Source organism: Phenylobacterium sp. (assembly GCF_024508875.1).
Classification (GTDB): Bacteria; Pseudomonadota; Alphaproteobacteria; order Caulobacterales; family Caulobacteraceae; genus Phenylobacterium.
Window position 1 is genome coordinate 1 of the sequence record NZ_JANINU010000073.1, and the last position, 13,789, is coordinate 13,789.

Genomic DNA, 13,789 nt, shown 5'->3' on the forward strand with positions numbered 1-13,789 from the left:
TGTGCTATACCCGCCAACCAGATGCGCGGGGCCGCCGCAACTCCTCAGTGAACTTCAAGCGCGTGGTGGGGGAAGTAGGACTCGAACCTACGAAGCCATACGGCAGGGGATTTACAGTCCCCCCCCTTTGCCACTCGGGACATTCCCCCAGCGCGCTTGGAGCCTAGATGGGGCCTCTCTAGAAAAGGCTTCCGCTCGGGGATGCGAGGGGCGTAAAGCGCCCGGCTCACAGGTCCAAAAGCGGCGGCCCACCGAGGGGGGCCCCAAATCGGAGCGCGTCTTATAGTGGCCTCGCCTACGGAACGCAACGACGCCCGAAAGGGTCGCAATTTCCGCCCGAAATCCGGCGCTCGCGGCCACGGCCAAGGCCGTCCGGAGGCCGCTCCGGAGGCCCGCTCCGAGGGACGGCCCGAGGGGAGATCCGAGGGGCGCGGTCCCCGGCGCGGCGCGGGCGGCGGCCACGACGACTGGATCTGGGGCTGGCATGCGGTCGAGGCCGCCCTCGCCAATCCGCGCCGCGGCGCGCCCGTCCGGCTCCTGGTCACGCCCGAAAAGGCCCGCCAGCTCGAGGCGCGATTCGGACGGCTGGCCGCGGTGGAGGTCGCCGACGCCCACCGGATCGGTCAGGCCCTGCCCCAGGGCGCCGTCCACCAGGGTATCGCCCTGCGGCCCGCGCCGCTCGACGACATCGACCTGGCAGACTTCGAAGCCCGGCCCGGCGCGGTGCTGCTCGTCCTGGACCAGGTGACCGACCCGCAGAACGTCGGCGCGATCCTGCGCTCGGCCGCGGCGTTCGGCGTCGCCGGCGTAATCCTGCAGGACCGGCACGCGCCCAAGCTGGCCGGCGCCCTCGCCAAGGCCGCCGCCGGCGCCGTCGACCGCGTGCCCGTGGCGCGCGTGGTCAACCTGTCCCGGGCGCTGGACGAGCTCACGAACGCCGGCTGGCGGGCCGTGGGCCTGGCCGGCGAGGCCGACCGCAGCCTGGCCGACGCCCTGGACGGCGGCCCTACGGTGCTGGTCATGGGCTCGGAAGGCGAAGGCATCCGCCGCCTCGTCGCCGAGCACTGCGACGAGCTCGCCAAGATTCCGATGCCCGGCGGATTCGAGAGCCTGAACGTCTCCGCAGCCGCCGCCATCGCCCTTTACGAAGCGTCCCGCCCCCGCGCGTGAAAGTTGAGCAGGCGCCGGCCCGGATTCGCCGTTCGCCTTGCTATTTGTCAAAGCCTGGCCGCTGACAAAGCCGCTCAAAACTGCGACCTAGGGCTTAGCTTGGTCGGGGAACATAGGCGTGGGCGAAGGCGAGTTTCCGTCGAAACTATTGCTCGCGCTGAAGGCATTGTCGCTGAGCCGGGGGCGCCTCGCGGCCGAGTTGGCGGTCGACAAGTCCGTGGTCAGCCGGTGGTTGAGCGGCCGCCAGGCGCCGTCAGGCGAGAACCTGGCCAACCTGACGAACCTTGTCGCCCAGCGCCGGCCTGGCTTCACCCTGCTCGACTGGGAGGCCGATCTCGACGCCCTAGCGGCCCGGCTGGGCGTCGCCGCCGACTCGGCATCCGGCGCTTTCGGTCCCCTGGGCGGCTGGCTGCCCGATGCGGTGCTGCGGGAGGCGCAGGCGCTGACGGCCCTGCGAGGTCCCGACTACGAGGGGTTCTGGCGCACCACCCGGCCGGCGATCGGCCTCCCCGGCCGCTTCATGCACGATCAGGTGCTGATCCGGCGCGCAGACAATGGCTTCCTAACCTTCCGTCTCAAGGTCGAGGACATGCTGTTCGAGGGCTGGACCTTCCCCACCCAGACGCAACTCTTCTCCTTGGCCGCCGACGCGCGCAGCGGCCTCTTCATCTTTTCGATCTACAACGCCGTCCTGCGCCACAAGGCTGAGCGACTCGATGGCATCTCGATGACCATCCAGCGCCTGGGCGGCGGCTCGCCGGTCGCCGGGGCCAACATCATGGACCGGACTGGTGATCTCAGCGGCGACGTCGCGGCCGATGACGCCCTGTTCGAGGAACTGGCCGCCGCCAACCCGCTCGCGCCCGAAGGATCGGTGCCTCCGGAGGTCAGCGCGCACATCTTCCGCGACTTCGGCCCTACCGAAATGGCCCGCGGCGGCCCGGCCCTGCTGAGCATGCCCTTCGCCGAGTCGTGGTCGCGCGGCCCGCACCTCGCGCCGGCCTGAGCCGGAATACGCCCACCAGGCGAACTCGCTCCAAGTCGCAACAAATCGCAGGCCGACGCGCCTACCCGCGCCTGGCCCGAAGCTGCATCAGCCCCGGCAACCGAAACGACAGCCGACGGGGCCTTTCACGTGCGTTCCTCAATCCTTCTCGCGACGGCCATGATGGGCCTGATCGCTCTGGCGTCCGCCACGCGCGCTAACGCCTTCCCGACCTTCTACGGCGACCAGGACGCGTTCCACGCAGCCGGAACGATCGACCAAGTCACCGACTTCAGCGAATTTGCGGCCGGGACGTATCAGTTCGTCGACGACCCTTACATCGACGGAGACCTGTCCATCACCTCGGGCGACAACAACGTCGTCATCGCGCAAGGCTCAGCGCCATTCTTCCCGGTGCACAATGCGCTTCTCAGCAACAATGGCGGCTACATCGAGGTCGAATTCGACCCGGACGCCCACTACGACCTGTTCTCGTTGAAGGCCGGCACGTTCCAGGGCCCGTTCGGCACGACCCTCTACATGCGCCTGAACAACGGCCAGGAATTCAGTTCCAGCCTCTACGCCTATCCCATCAGTGAGGGCTTCAAGTTCCAGGGGTATCAAGCCGATCCGGGAACCTGGTTCACGGGGTTCACCCTGGTGCGCGACAGCCAGAGCACCGGCCTGGCGCTCGCCGAGGTCGAGCTGGGACACACCAGCGCCGCGCCCGAGCCGGCGGCCTGGGCGCTGATGATTGTCGGCTTCGGCGGGGCTGGATCGGCCCTGCGTCGCCGCCGCCGGCTGGCCTCCGCCGCGCCCTGACGCGACGAGGTTCCGGCCCCGCGCCCCCCGAACGACGCGGGCTGGAGGGCGGTCGGTGGAGCATGGCCGCCGGCCGCCTACTCGCATCTGCATACGCGTAGACGGTTGCAGCGACGCGCGCGCTGACGCATTGAGGCCTGATGTTCGAAGAGCTGTTCTCGGCCGCCGGCCTGACCGCCCTGTTCCAGGTGCTTATGATCGACCTGGTCCTCGCCGGCGACAACGCCGTCGCCGTGGGACTGGCCGCCGGCGGCCTGCCGCCCGACCAGCGCAAGAAGGCGATCTTCTGGGGCCTCGGCGCGGCGGTCATCACGCGCATCGGCTTCGCCCTGGTCACCACCCAGCTCCTGGGCATCGTGGGCCTGCTGTTCGCTGGCGGGCTGCTGCTGCTCTGGGTCTGCTGGAAGATGTGGCGCGAGCTGCGCGCTCAGGCGATCCCTGACGAGGTGGCCGCCGGAGCCGCCATGGACGACGACCCGTCCACCGAGCCCAAGGTCAAGCCCAAGAGCTTCAAGGACGCGCTGCTCCAGATCCTGATCGCCGACATCTCGATGTCGCTGGACAACGTGCTGGCCGTGGCCGGCGCCGCGCGCGAGCATCCCGCCATCCTGGTCTTCGGCCTCTTGCTGTCGATCGCGCTGATGGGCGTCGCCGCCCACGGGATCGCCCGCCTGCTGCACAAGTACCGCTGGATCGGCTTCGTGGGCCTGGCGATCGTGCTGTACGTCGCCCTGCACATGATGTGGCAAGGCCACCAGGACGTGGTCCGGGACCTCGGCTACACCCAGCAGTACAACGCCGTGATGCCCGACTTCTTCGACATCGAGCCGAAGGCGCCGGCGCCCGCGCACTGAGCCCGGTTCAGACTTCGGCCGTCTCCGGCCCGCCGAAGCGCTCGCGCCACTCGGCGACCTGCGTCTCCTCGATCTTCTTGAACAGCACCTCGGGCGCGCGGATCGTCCGGCCCGGCTCCAGCGCGCTCAGCACCCCCTGCCCGTCCAGCGACGGCCACGTCGCCGGGAACGCCTCGCCCAGCGCCACCGCGATCTGCTCGCAGGCGAACGGGATGAAGGGCTCGCTGACCTTGGCGAACAGCGCCGCCAGGTTCAGGCCATAGCGCACCGCCACCGCCGCACGGTCGCGGTCGGTCTTGATCGCGGTCCAGGGCGCCGCTTCGGTCAGGTACTGGTTGCCCAGCACCCAGAGCTGGCGCAGGGCCGCGGCCGACTTGCGGTACTCCCGGTCCTCCATGAATTCGGTGTACTCGCGCAGCTTGGCCAGCACGTCCGCTTCCAGCTTCTCGTCCAGGGCTCCCGGCGCGCCGCCCTCGGGAACCACACCGTCGAACCGGCTCTCCGCGAACTTGCAGATGCGGTTGACGAAGTTGCCCAGCACGTCGGCCAGGTCGGCGTTCACCTGGTCGCGGAACTGCTCCCAGGCGAAGGTCGAGTCCGAGGTCTCGGGCGCGTTGGCCATGATCCACCAGCGCCAGTAGTCGGCCGGCAGCAGCTCCAGCGCGTGATCCATGAACACGCCGCGCTTCAGTGACGTCGAGAACTTGCCGCCATAGTAGTCCAGCCAGTTGAAGCCCTTCAGCTCGTCCACCAGCTTCCACGGTGCGGTCTCGCGCGCGTTCACGCCCATCAGGGTGCACGGGAAGCCCACCGTGTGGAACGGGACGTTGTCCTTGCCCATGAACTGGACGTACTTCACGTCCGCGGCCTCGGGCCCCTTCCACCAGCGCTCCCAGGCGCTGTCGGGCGCGGGTCCCTGCCCGGCTTCGGCGGCGCGCGCGTCGGCCCACTCCCAGGTCGCGCCGATGTACTCGATGGGCGCGTCGTACCAGACGTAGAACACCTTGCCGGCCAAGCCTTCGATGTCCGGCTTCTCACCGTCCGGGTTCGCGCCCCAGTCCCAGGCGTTGACCGGCACGCCCCATTCAAGGTCGCGGGTGATCCCGCGGTCCTGCAGGCCCTCGTCCAGCCATTTCAGCGCGATCGAGGTCACCAGCAGCGGCCAGGTCCCACGCTTACTCTCGATCCACTCGCGCAGCTTCCCGGCGAACTGGCTCTGCCGGAGGAACAGGTGCTTGGAGCCGCGGATCTCGATGTCGGTCGAACCCGACACCGCCGAGCGCGGGTGCAGCAGGTCCGCCGGGTCCAGCACCCGCGTGCAGTTCTCGCACTGGTCGCCGCGCGCCGCCTCGTAGCCGCAGTGCGGACAGGTGCCGATCACGTAGCGGTCGGGCAGGAAGCGCTTGTCGGCGTTCGAATAGACCTGCTGTGTGACCCGCTCCTCGATGAAGCCGGCTTCCCAGAGCTGCTGGGCGAAACGCTGGGTCAGCCGGTGGTTCTGCGGCGAGGACGAGCGGCCGAAGTGGTCCCACGACAGGCCGAACTCGCGGCCCAGGCGATGCTGCACCTCATGCGCCTCGGCGCAGAAGGTGGCCGGGTCCTGGCCCTTTTCCGCGGCGGCCAGTTCGGTGGGCGTCCCGTGCTCGTCGGTGGCGCAGAGGTACAGGGTCTCGCGGCCACGCGCCCGCTGGAACCGCGCGTACACGTCGGCGGGCAGCATCGACCCGGCCAGGGTGCCGAGGTGCTTGATCCCGTTGATGTACGGCAGGGCCGAGGTGATGAGGATGCGGGTCATGGGTATCCAAAGCGCGGGCGCCGAGAAGAACCGGGGCTTATAGGCCGCCCAGGTGGTTCGCCAAAGTGCGGGTTGCAAGAAATGCTCGCCAACCTGTTGCAGGCGCGCAAACTCGGCCACGGGGCGGAGACGCGGCTTCCTTGAGTCGCGGACAACAAGAACCGCCCGCGACATGGGAGGTTTGAAATGCTGAAACGCGCGATCCCCTTCGCGGCCGCGGCGGCGTGCCTTTGGCTGACGGCCTGCAGCGACAAGCCCGCGGCCGACGAGCCGGCGGCTCACGCCGAGGCGCCGAAGAAGTCGCTGGCCCGGCAGGTCCAGTTCTACCAGGGCCAGGAGAACGTCCAGGCCGTCACGTCGGGCTCGGTCAAGCCGGCGCCGGGCGGCGGCTACGACTTGGAGGCGAAGGTCACCAACGACGGCGCCGGCTGGACCAAGGTGGGCTTCCTGCCCCGCGTCTATGCGGCCACCCCGCCCGATGGGATCTACGAGGTGGACGTCGTCGCCGACAAGCCCGCGACGCCGGGCGCGGCCGGCCCGACGCCGGTCGAGGTGAAGAGCGGCTGGGACCGCTACAAGGACGGCCGGGTCAAGGGCGTGAAGTTCATCTCCAAGACCAACGAGGTCGTGGCGATGGTCGACGGAGGCGCCGCGCCGGCCGGGAAGTAGCTTGCCCTTTTCCCTCGTCATGGCCGGGGCAAGCCCGGCCATGACGAGCATCGATGTGATGGCCGTCCCTACAGCGGCCCTTTGAACACGAAGAACGCGCCCAGCGCGATGAAGCCGAAACCGACCGCGTGGTTCAGGGTGAACTTCTCGCCGAGGTAGGTCATCGAGAACACGGCGAAGACGCACAGCGTGATCACCTCCTGCATCGCCTTGAGTTCGGCGGGGTCGTAGACCTGCCGCCCGATGCGGTTGGCAGGCACTGCCAGCCAGTACTCGAAGAAAGCGATCCCCCAGCTCACCAGCACGATGATCCAGAGCGGCCGGTGCTCCACCTTCAGGTGGCCGTACCAGGCGAAGGTCATGAAGACGTTCGAGGCCACCAGCATCAGCACGGGGGCGACGAAGGTCCAGGGGGCGTTCATGCGATCTGGCTCCAGAAGGGCCTGGGCACATTCACCGGATTCGCGGCGGATGATGGGCGCTCGCCGGCGGCGCGCGGCGATAGATTGGGCGCCGTTGCGCCCCGGCGCCCCGTCGCCGGCGACAATCGCGCGGCGGGGGTTAACTCTGTCGCACTCGGCCCTATAGTCCCGCCCGAGTTGGGAGGGACGGTATGCGTAGACTGTTGAACGCCCTGGTGCTGGGCGCGCTGCTGGCGGTGGCGGCCTGTAGCCCGAAGACGGCGGAAAAAGGCCAGGCCAAGGGCGGCGACACCCTGCGGATCTACAACTGGTCCGACTACATCGACCCTGCGCTCCTGGAGCAGTTCACCAAGGAGACCGGGATCAAGGTCACCTACGACACCTTCGATTCCAACGAGGTGCTGGAGACCAAGGTGCTGCAGGGGGGCACGGGCTACGATCTGGTCGTCCCCTCCAACCATAACCTGCCCCGCTACATCGCCGCCGGCGCCATCCAGCCGCTGGACAAGAAGCAGCTTCCCGGCCTCGACAACCTGCGGCCCGACCTGATGGCGCACATGGCGCCCTTCGACCCCGGCGCGGCCTACGCCGTGCCCTACATGCAGGGCACCATCGGCATCGGCTACAACGTCGACGCCGTCGCCAAGCGCCTGCCCGGCGTGAAGATCGACAGTTGGAAGGTGGTGTTCGACCCGCTGGTGCTGGCCAAGCTCAAGGACTGCGGTGTCTATTTCCTCGACGCGTCGGAAGACATGTACGCCGTGGCCCTGCACTACCTGGGCAAGGACCCGAACTCGAAGAACCCCGCCGACTATGAAGCGGCGACCGCCATGCTGATGCAGGTGCGGCCCTTTGTGCGTAAATTCCACTCCTCGGAATACATCGACGCCCTGGCCAACGGCGACGTCTGCATCGCCATCGGCTACTCGGGCGACGTCCTCCAGGCCAAGACCCGCGCCGAGGAGGCCAAGAACGGCGTGAAGGTGGCCTACGCCATCCCGAAGGAGGGCAGCCAGGTCTGGTTCGACGTCTTCACGATCCCCAAGGACGCCCCGAACCCCGCCGCGGCGCACAGGTTCATCGCCTACATGCTGCGGCCCGAGATCATCGCCAAGGCCTCTAACTACACCCAGTACGCCAACGCCAACGCCAAGGCGACGCCGCTGGTCGACGAGGCGATCCGCGACGATCCCAACGTCTACCCGACGCCGGAAGTGTCGAAGCGCCTCTTCGTGACCACCACCAAGGACCAGGACCTGCTGCGCGAGGTGAACCGCCAGTGGACCAGGGTGCTGACGGGCCGTTGAGCGAGCGGCCGCCTCCTCATCGGCCGCAGATCGGCGGCATCCGCGACACCTTCGCGCCGTGGGAAGACCCCGGCGCGAAGCCGCTCGTGCGCTTCGAAGGCGTGGCCAAGGCGTTCGGCGCAACGGCGGCCGTGAAGGGCGTGGACCTGTCGATCTACGAGCGGGAGTTCTTCGCCCTGCTCGGTCCCTCGGGCTGCGGCAAGACCACCCTGATGCGGATGCTGGCCGGGTTCGAGACGCCCGACGCCGGCCGCATCCTGCTGGAAGGCCGTGACATCGCCGCCGACCCGCCCCACCGGCGGCCCGTCCACATGATGTTCCAGGCCTACGCGCTCTTCCCGCACCTCAGCGTCGCCCAGAACATCGCCTTCGGCCTGAAGCGCCAGGGCCTGCCGAAGGCCGAAGTCTCGGCCCGGGTCGAGGAGATGCTCGCGCTGGTCAAGCTGGACGGGATGGGCCGGCGCCGCCCCGACCAGCTTTCGGGCGGCCAGCGGCAACGCGTGGCGCTCGCCCGCGCCATCGCCCCCCGCCCCCGCATCCTGCTGCTCGACGAGCCGATGGCCGCCCTCGACAAGAAGCTGCGCGAGGAGACCCAGTTCGAATTGATGAACCTCCAGCAGACGCTGGGAATGACGTTCATGATCGTCACCCACGACCAGGACGAGGCCATGGTGGTCGCCGACCGCATCGCGGTGATGCGCGAGGGCGAGATCGTCCAGGTGGGCCGCCCCGGGGAGGTCTACGAGGCTCCCGCCGACCGCTACGTCGCGGGTTTCATCGGCGACGTGAACCTGTTCGAGGGCCGGGTCGCGGTCTCCGAGGGCGGCCGCGTGCGCCTGATCTCCGACGACGGGACGTTCGAAGCCGATGGCGCGGGACCGGTCGGCGAGACCGCCTGGGTCGCCGTCCGCCCCGAGAAGGTGGCGGTCCACACCGAGCCGCCCGTCGCCGGCGCCAACGTCCTGGCCGGCCGGATCCACGACTACGGCTACCTCGGCGACTGGACGACCTACCTCGTGGAAGTCGCGCCGGGCCGGCGGGTCCGCGCCACCCGCGCCAACGCCACCCGCACGGTCGAGCGGCCGCTGGGTTGCGGCGACGCCGTCTGGCTCAGCTTCGCGCCTTCCAGCGCCGTGGTGCTGACCCGATGAAGGGCCGCGGCGGCCTGGCCGCGATCCTGCCCTTCCTGTGGCTGGCGCTGTTCTTCGCCTTTCCGTTCCTGCTGGTCGCCAAGCTGTCGCTGTCGGACACGGCGCTGGCCATTCCGCCCTACGCGCCGCGCATCGACTGGAGCCGCGGCCTCGCCGGCGTGCGCGACTTCCTGGCCGCGCTGGACGTCGAGACCTATGGTCGACTGACCCGGGACCGCCTCTACCTCGACGCCTATCTTTCCAGCCTGCGGATCGCGGCCACCGGAACCGGCCTGCTGCTGCTGATCGGCTATCCCATCGCTTACGGGATCGCCCGCTGTCCGCCGGCAGTGCGCCAGGCGCTGGTCATGGCGGTGGTCCTGCCGTTCTGGACCAGCTTCCTGATCCGCATCTACGCCTGGATCGCCATCCTCAAGCCGGCCGGCGTGCTCAATGCGGCCCTGGGCGCCCTCGGCCTGCCGCCGGTCGACATCCTGAACACCGAGACGGCGGTGATCCTCGGCCTCGTCTACGCCTACCTGCCCTTCATGGTGCTGCCGCTCTACGCCGTGCTGGAAAAGCAGGACGAGAGCCTGATCGAGGCGGCCCAGGACCTGGGCGCGACGCCGCTCTCGGCCTTCTGGCGCGTGACCTTTCCGCTCTCGATCCCAGGGGCCGCGGCCGGCGCCCTGCTCTGCTTTATCCCCATGGCCGGCGAGTTCGTGATCCCCGACCTGCTGGGCGGCTCCGAGACCCTGATGCTGGGCCGGGTGATCTGGACCGAGTTCTTCGCCAACCGCGACTGGCCCGCCGCCTCGGCCGTGGCGGTCGTGCTGCTGGCCACCCTCGTCGTCCCGATCCTGCTGTTCGAGCGCCAGCAGGCGAAGGTGCTGCGATGAGGAAGGGCCCCTCCGCCTTCAACGTCGCCTCGGTCGTCCTGGGCCTCGCATTCCTCTACGCGCCCATCGCCATCCTGGTGGTCTATTCGTTCAACGCCAGCCGTCTGGTCACGGTCTGGGGCGGCTTCTCCACGCGCTGGTACAAGGCTCTCTTCCAGGACGCCCAGATGCTCGAAGCGGTCTGGGTCACCCTGCGGGTCGGCGTCCTGTCGGCCACCATGTCCACCTTCGTCGGAGCGCTGGCCGCGGTGGCCCTGGTGCGGGGCCGGTTCGAGGGCCGTACGGCCCTCGCCAGCGGGATCTACGCCACCCTGGTCATGCCCGAGGTGATTCTGGGCCTGTCCTTGCTGCTGCTGTTCGTGTCGCTGGGCCTGCCGCGCGGCTTCTGGACCGTCACCCTCAGCCACGCCACCCTCACCCTCGCCTACGCCACCGTGGTCATCCAGGCGCGCCTCGCCAGCTTCGACCGCCACCTGGAGGAGGCCGCCCAGGACCTGGGCTGTCCGCCCTGGAAGGCGTTCGTCCTCGTCACCCTGCCCGGCATCGCGCCGGCCGTGGCCGCAGCCTGGATGCTGGCCTTCACGCTCTCGCTGGACGACCTGGTGATCGCGAGCTTCACCTCCGGCCCTGGCGCCACGACCCTGCCCATGCGCCTCTACAGCCAGGTGCGGCTGGGCGTGGATCCCAAGATCAATGCGGTCTCGACCCTGCTGATCGGCCTCGTAGCCACCGGCGTGATCGCCGCCTACCTGATCCAGCAGCGCCAGCGCCGCCGACAGAGCGGCTGACCCAAACGCCGCAGACGGTCCGGCCGAGGGCAATGTGACCCTACGCGCCCCTTGCCGGCCGGACCGTCCGCAGCCAACGTCCCAGAGACGTTGGGCCCGGCCGCCCCCCCAGGCATACCGGGCCGTCGGCGGCGTTTGCGTCCCGTCTTGAAACGCGCCCCCGACTTGCAACCTGGGCATTGCAACGGACGGGCCTGCGCGACCGGCTTGCGGCGCTCCGCCGCAACCCGGCGCTTGGCGCCGGGGCGAGTTCGCCCCATAAGCAGCCCGCCTCAGCGCCGGATTAGCTCAGCTGGTAGAGCAGCGGTTTTGTAAACCGAAGGTCGCGGGTTCGAGCCCTGCATCCGGCACCATTTGCGCTTGCCATTCATCGCAAAGTGACGGCCTTCACCAGGGACCGTGCACGCCACGGGGGGCCGCGGCTCGCCACAAAGTCATGTTCCACTCTGCTCCTGGGCGATCTGCGTTGACCGGCCCCCCTCGTTCAAGCAGCTACGAGCGCAGGTTTGCAGAGCGCAGTTGCGGGGACAGAGATGCTTGGTTTCGCACGAAGACACCCGCATTTCGTGTTTCGTCCGTCTCAGGCGCTGCGCCGCGTCGGGCAAAAATTCCAGGCTCCCGCGAAAGCCGGGGAGTTTCGCGAGGCTGTACTTCCTTGGGGTCTGCGGATTCGCTATCGGCCCGACGAGCACATCGGCGAGTTCATCCACCATCACGGCCTCTACGACCTCTGCGTCAGCGAGACCCTCTATCGGCTCTCAGACCCCGGCGAGATCGCGTTGGACGTTGGCGGCAACATCGGACAGATGGCGAGCATCTTAGCCCACCGCGTTGGACGGTCGGGTCACGTTCACGTCTTCGAGCCTCACCCGGAGATCCTTGAAGAACTGCGAGCGAACGTAGCGCTTTGGCGTCGCGACCCACGCGCCGCGGAGGTCACGGTTCATCCCATCGCCCTCTCCGAGACTGCCGGCGAAGGCAAGCTCGCGATGTCCAGTTCGTTTGACGACAACCGAGGAACCGCCGCGCTCGTTGACGCTGATGACACCCAACCTCGCCAACGCACCCACACCGTAAAGCTGGCGCGTCTCGACGATACGCTCCCGGCCGACGTCCGCGTCGGCGTCATGAAACTGGATGTGGAGGGGCACGAGTTCGGTGTGCTCAAAGGCGCGACGAACCTTCTGAAGAACGGTTCGATCCGTGACATTATGTTCGAGGACTACGGCGCGCCGCCGACGCCCGTCATGTCCCTGCTGCAGTCGTTCGGATATCGGATTTATAGCGTAGAGCAGCAGCTTCTCGGCCTACGAGCCAACCCGACCGACGACCACGTCGTCGAGACCCGAGATAGCCCGCCCAACTACTTGGCCACGCTTGCTCCGGAACGCGCTCTGGCGCGCCTTGCGCGTAGGGGATGGGGCGTCTTCGGAATGCTAAAGGCCTAGCATCACGAAGCTCAAGCTTCGCGAAATCAAGACGCGACGCCGAACTCGAGCGTCTGCTCAGCTAACCCGCCGGCTCACGTCCAGCGCAGCGCGCGGAACACGTCGGCCACCCGGCGGCGGCGCGGGTCGCTCTCGGCAAAGCTCTGGAGTTCGTCGCGGCAGCGGGCCTCCGCGGCCTCGCCGAACCGCGCGCGGAGCGCCTTGGCGCGGGCTTCCGCCCGCTCGGCCTCGTCCAGGGCCCTCAGCCAGAAGTTTTCCATGGGGTCACCTGTCCTCTTCGCCTCCCCATCGCCCGCAATATAGGTGCTCCCGGCAGGCATTGTCCGTCTTGATGGCGATCAAAGACGCGTGAGGGCCACGCCCAAGTCCTGTATGCCCAAGCAATGCGCATCTTTGTCGACGCCGACGCCTGTCCCGTGAAGGACGAGACCTACAAGGTGGCCGCCCGCTACGGCCTCAAGACCTTCGTGGTCTCCAACAGCTTCATTCAGATCCCGCGGTCCGACCTGATCGAACGTCGGATCGTCGACGCCGGCCCCGACGTCGCCGACGACTGGATCGCCGGCGAAATCCAGCCCGGCGACATCTGCGTCACCAACGATATCCCCCTGGCCGACCGGGTGCTCAAGGCCGGCGGCGCCGCCATCGCCCCCAACGGCCGCGCCTTCACGCCGGACTCCATCGGCTCGGCGCTGGCCCAGCGGTCGATCATGGAGCACATCCGCTCGACCGGCGAGATCACCGGCGGCCCGCGCCCCTTCGCCGCCGCCGATCGCTCGCGCTTCCTGCAGGCCCTGGACGAAGCTGTGAACCGCGAACGGCGCAAGGGCCGCTAGATCGGCTTGCGTCTCGCCGAAGCCACGCTAGCTTGCCGGCGATTTTTCAGCCGGAGTTTCTCATGCGCCTGGGACCGATCCTCGCCGCCGCCACCCTCGCCACGCTGGCCGCCGCCTGCAGCAAGTCGCAGGACAGCGCCTCGCCGGCGTCCGAGGAAACCGCCGCGGCGCCGGCCGCGCCGGCCGCGCCGGAGGTGAGCGACGAGGAGAAGAAGGAAATCCTCGCGTCCTACCCGGCGCCGTACAACACGGCCGATCTCGCGAACGGCAAGGCCAAGTTCGCACTCTGCCAGTCCTGTCACACCATCGCGCCCGGCGGGGCCAACATGACCGGCCCCAACCTGCACGGCATCTTCGGCAAGAAGTCGGCCAGCAACCCCGACTTCAAGTACTCGGACGCGCTGAAGAACGCCGGCTGGACCTGGGACGCGGCCCATCTCGACCAATGGCTGGAGAAGCCCCAGACCTTCCTGCCCGGCACCAAGATGTCGTTCGCCGGCCTGAAGGACGCCAAGGACCGGACCGACCTGATCGGCTACCTCATGGTCGAGACCGGCCACAAGGCCGAGTAGCCACTCATCCAAAAGGCGCAATATTTCGCGCCCGGACAACCTTGACGCGCAGAACTCGCGGCCTCATTGTGGGCTGTCGACAACGAGCATCT

Annotated in this window: 15 protein-coding genes and 2 tRNA genes; 13 read left to right on the top strand and 4 right to left on the bottom strand. The window is 68.4% G+C overall.

Translation table 11 applies throughout. The features are described from left to right. Positions 1 to 63: 63 nt before the first annotated feature. A tRNA-Tyr gene (locus Q0L11_RS06780) sits at positions 64 to 149 on the bottom strand. Between the two features lie 136 nt (positions 150 to 285). On the opposite strand from Q0L11_RS06780, the gene rlmB reads away from it, so the two are divergent. The 4 genes from rlmB (at position 286) to Q0L11_RS06800 (ending at position 3,831) form a co-directional block, all read left to right on the top strand. Continuing rightward, on the top strand, positions 286 to 1,170 hold the full coding sequence (gene rlmB / locus Q0L11_RS06785) for a 23S rRNA (guanosine(2251)-2'-O)-methyltransferase RlmB (RefSeq protein ID WP_296596234.1): 885 nt from the start codon (positions 286 to 288) through the stop codon (positions 1,168 to 1,170). Between the two features lie 118 nt (positions 1,171 to 1,288). Next, positions 1,289 to 2,176, top strand: a complete 888-nt coding sequence (locus Q0L11_RS06790; protein ID WP_296596235.1) for a helix-turn-helix domain-containing protein — start codon at positions 1,289 to 1,291, stop codon at positions 2,174 to 2,176. Positions 2,177 to 2,305: 129 nt separating this feature from the next. Further along, complete coding sequence (locus Q0L11_RS06795; RefSeq protein ID WP_296596236.1) at positions 2,306 to 2,977, top strand: PEPxxWA-CTERM sorting domain-containing protein; 672 nt, start codon at positions 2,306 to 2,308, stop codon at positions 2,975 to 2,977. A 140-nt stretch (positions 2,978 to 3,117) separates the two neighbouring features. Further along, positions 3,118 to 3,831, top strand: a complete 714-nt coding sequence (locus Q0L11_RS06800) for a TerC family protein (protein WP_296596237.1) — start codon at positions 3,118 to 3,120, stop codon at positions 3,829 to 3,831. A 7-nt stretch (positions 3,832 to 3,838) separates the two neighbouring features. Here Q0L11_RS06800 and metG read toward each other — a convergent pair whose 3' ends face one another. Next, positions 3,839 to 5,626 carry a methionine--tRNA ligase gene (gene metG, locus Q0L11_RS06805; RefSeq protein WP_296596238.1) on the bottom strand — a complete coding sequence of 596 codons (1,788 nt, stop codon included), beginning with the start codon at positions 5,624 to 5,626 and terminating at the stop codon, positions 3,839 to 3,841. A gap of 186 nt (positions 5,627 to 5,812) precedes the next feature. Here metG and Q0L11_RS06810 point away from each other — a divergent pair, with 186 nt between their 5' ends. Next, entirely contained in the window at positions 5,813 to 6,295 is a 483-nt protein-coding gene (locus Q0L11_RS06810) for a hypothetical protein (RefSeq protein ID WP_296596239.1), read from the top strand. Positions 6,296 to 6,363: 68 nt separating this feature from the next. Here Q0L11_RS06810 and Q0L11_RS06815 read toward each other — a convergent pair whose 3' ends face one another. Further along, a complete protein-coding gene (locus Q0L11_RS06815; protein WP_296596240.1) occupies positions 6,364 to 6,717 on the bottom strand; it encodes a DMT family protein in 354 nt (117 codons plus the stop codon). A gap of 191 nt (positions 6,718 to 6,908) precedes the next feature. Here Q0L11_RS06815 and Q0L11_RS06820 point away from each other — a divergent pair, with 191 nt between their 5' ends. From Q0L11_RS06820 to Q0L11_RS06845, 6 genes are all read left to right on the top strand, one after another. Then, positions 6,909 to 8,024, top strand: coding sequence for a polyamine ABC transporter substrate-binding protein (locus tag Q0L11_RS06820; RefSeq protein WP_296596241.1), 1,116 nt, complete (start codon positions 6,909 to 6,911; stop codon positions 8,022 to 8,024). Between the two features lie 38 nt (positions 8,025 to 8,062). Next, entirely contained in the window at positions 8,063 to 9,175 is a 1,113-nt protein-coding gene (locus tag Q0L11_RS06825) for an ABC transporter ATP-binding protein (RefSeq protein WP_296596281.1), read from the top strand. Further along, positions 9,172 to 10,053, top strand: coding sequence for an ABC transporter permease subunit (locus tag Q0L11_RS06830; protein ID WP_296596242.1), 882 nt, complete (start codon positions 9,172 to 9,174; stop codon positions 10,051 to 10,053). The genes Q0L11_RS06825 and Q0L11_RS06830 overlap by 4 nt, the downstream gene beginning before the upstream one ends. Then, positions 10,050 to 10,841 carry an ABC transporter permease gene (locus Q0L11_RS06835; RefSeq protein WP_296596243.1) on the top strand — a complete coding sequence of 264 codons (792 nt, stop codon included), beginning with the start codon at positions 10,050 to 10,052 and terminating at the stop codon, positions 10,839 to 10,841. The genes Q0L11_RS06830 and Q0L11_RS06835 overlap by 4 nt, the downstream gene beginning before the upstream one ends. 277 nt (positions 10,842 to 11,118) lie before the next feature. Further along, positions 11,119 to 11,194, top strand: a tRNA-Thr gene (locus tag Q0L11_RS06840). Between the two features lie 180 nt (positions 11,195 to 11,374). Beyond that, the gene (locus Q0L11_RS06845) at positions 11,375 to 12,289 is read left to right on the top strand and encodes an FkbM family methyltransferase (protein WP_296596244.1); all 915 of its coding nucleotides are present in this window, start codon (positions 11,375 to 11,377) and stop codon (positions 12,287 to 12,289) included. 74 nt (positions 12,290 to 12,363) lie between these two features. Here the strand turns inward: Q0L11_RS06845 and Q0L11_RS06850 are convergent, their stop codons facing one another. Continuing rightward, complete coding sequence (locus Q0L11_RS06850) at positions 12,364 to 12,549, bottom strand: hypothetical protein (RefSeq protein WP_296596245.1); 186 nt, start codon at positions 12,547 to 12,549, stop codon at positions 12,364 to 12,366. Positions 12,550 to 12,672: 123 nt separating this feature from the next. On the opposite strand from Q0L11_RS06850, the gene Q0L11_RS06855 reads away from it, so the two are divergent. Together Q0L11_RS06855 and Q0L11_RS06860 are read left to right on the top strand one after the other, a co-directional pair. Beyond that, on the top strand, positions 12,673 to 13,125 hold the full coding sequence (locus tag Q0L11_RS06855) for a YaiI/YqxD family protein (RefSeq protein WP_296596246.1): 453 nt from the start codon (positions 12,673 to 12,675) through the stop codon (positions 13,123 to 13,125). 62 nt (positions 13,126 to 13,187) lie between these two features. Next, entirely contained in the window at positions 13,188 to 13,697 is a 510-nt protein-coding gene (locus tag Q0L11_RS06860; protein WP_296596247.1) for a cytochrome c family protein, read from the top strand. The last annotated feature ends 92 nt before the right edge of the window (positions 13,698 to 13,789 follow it).

Bases quoted from the DNA above. Each gene is read 5' to 3' on its own strand.
- Q0L11_RS06860 (WP_296596247.1), top strand. From the start codon at position 13,188: ATGCGCCTGGGACCGATCCTCGCCGCCGCCACCCTCGCCACGCTGGCC.
- metG (WP_296596238.1), bottom strand. From the start codon at position 5,626: ATGACCCGCATCCTCATCACCTCGGCCCTGCCGTACATCAACGGGATC.
- Q0L11_RS06845 (WP_296596244.1), top strand. From the start codon at position 11,375: ATGCTTGGTTTCGCACGAAGACACCCGCATTTCGTGTTTCGTCCGTCT.
- Q0L11_RS06800 (WP_296596237.1), top strand. From the start codon at position 3,118: ATGTTCGAAGAGCTGTTCTCGGCCGCCGGCCTGACCGCCCTGTTCCAG.
- Q0L11_RS06850 (WP_296596245.1), bottom strand. From the start codon at position 12,549: ATGGAAAACTTCTGGCTGAGGGCCCTGGACGAGGCCGAGCGGGCGGAA.
- Q0L11_RS06810 (WP_296596239.1), top strand. From the start codon at position 5,813: ATGCTGAAACGCGCGATCCCCTTCGCGGCCGCGGCGGCGTGCCTTTGG.
- Q0L11_RS06855 (WP_296596246.1), top strand. From the start codon at position 12,673: ATGCGCATCTTTGTCGACGCCGACGCCTGTCCCGTGAAGGACGAGACC.
- Q0L11_RS06820 (WP_296596241.1), top strand. From the start codon at position 6,909: ATGCGTAGACTGTTGAACGCCCTGGTGCTGGGCGCGCTGCTGGCGGTG.
- Q0L11_RS06815 (WP_296596240.1), bottom strand. From the start codon at position 6,717: ATGAACGCCCCCTGGACCTTCGTCGCCCCCGTGCTGATGCTGGTGGCC.
- Q0L11_RS06835 (WP_296596243.1), top strand. From the start codon at position 10,050: ATGAGGAAGGGCCCCTCCGCCTTCAACGTCGCCTCGGTCGTCCTGGGC.
- Q0L11_RS06830 (WP_296596242.1), top strand. From the start codon at position 9,172: ATGAAGGGCCGCGGCGGCCTGGCCGCGATCCTGCCCTTCCTGTGGCTG.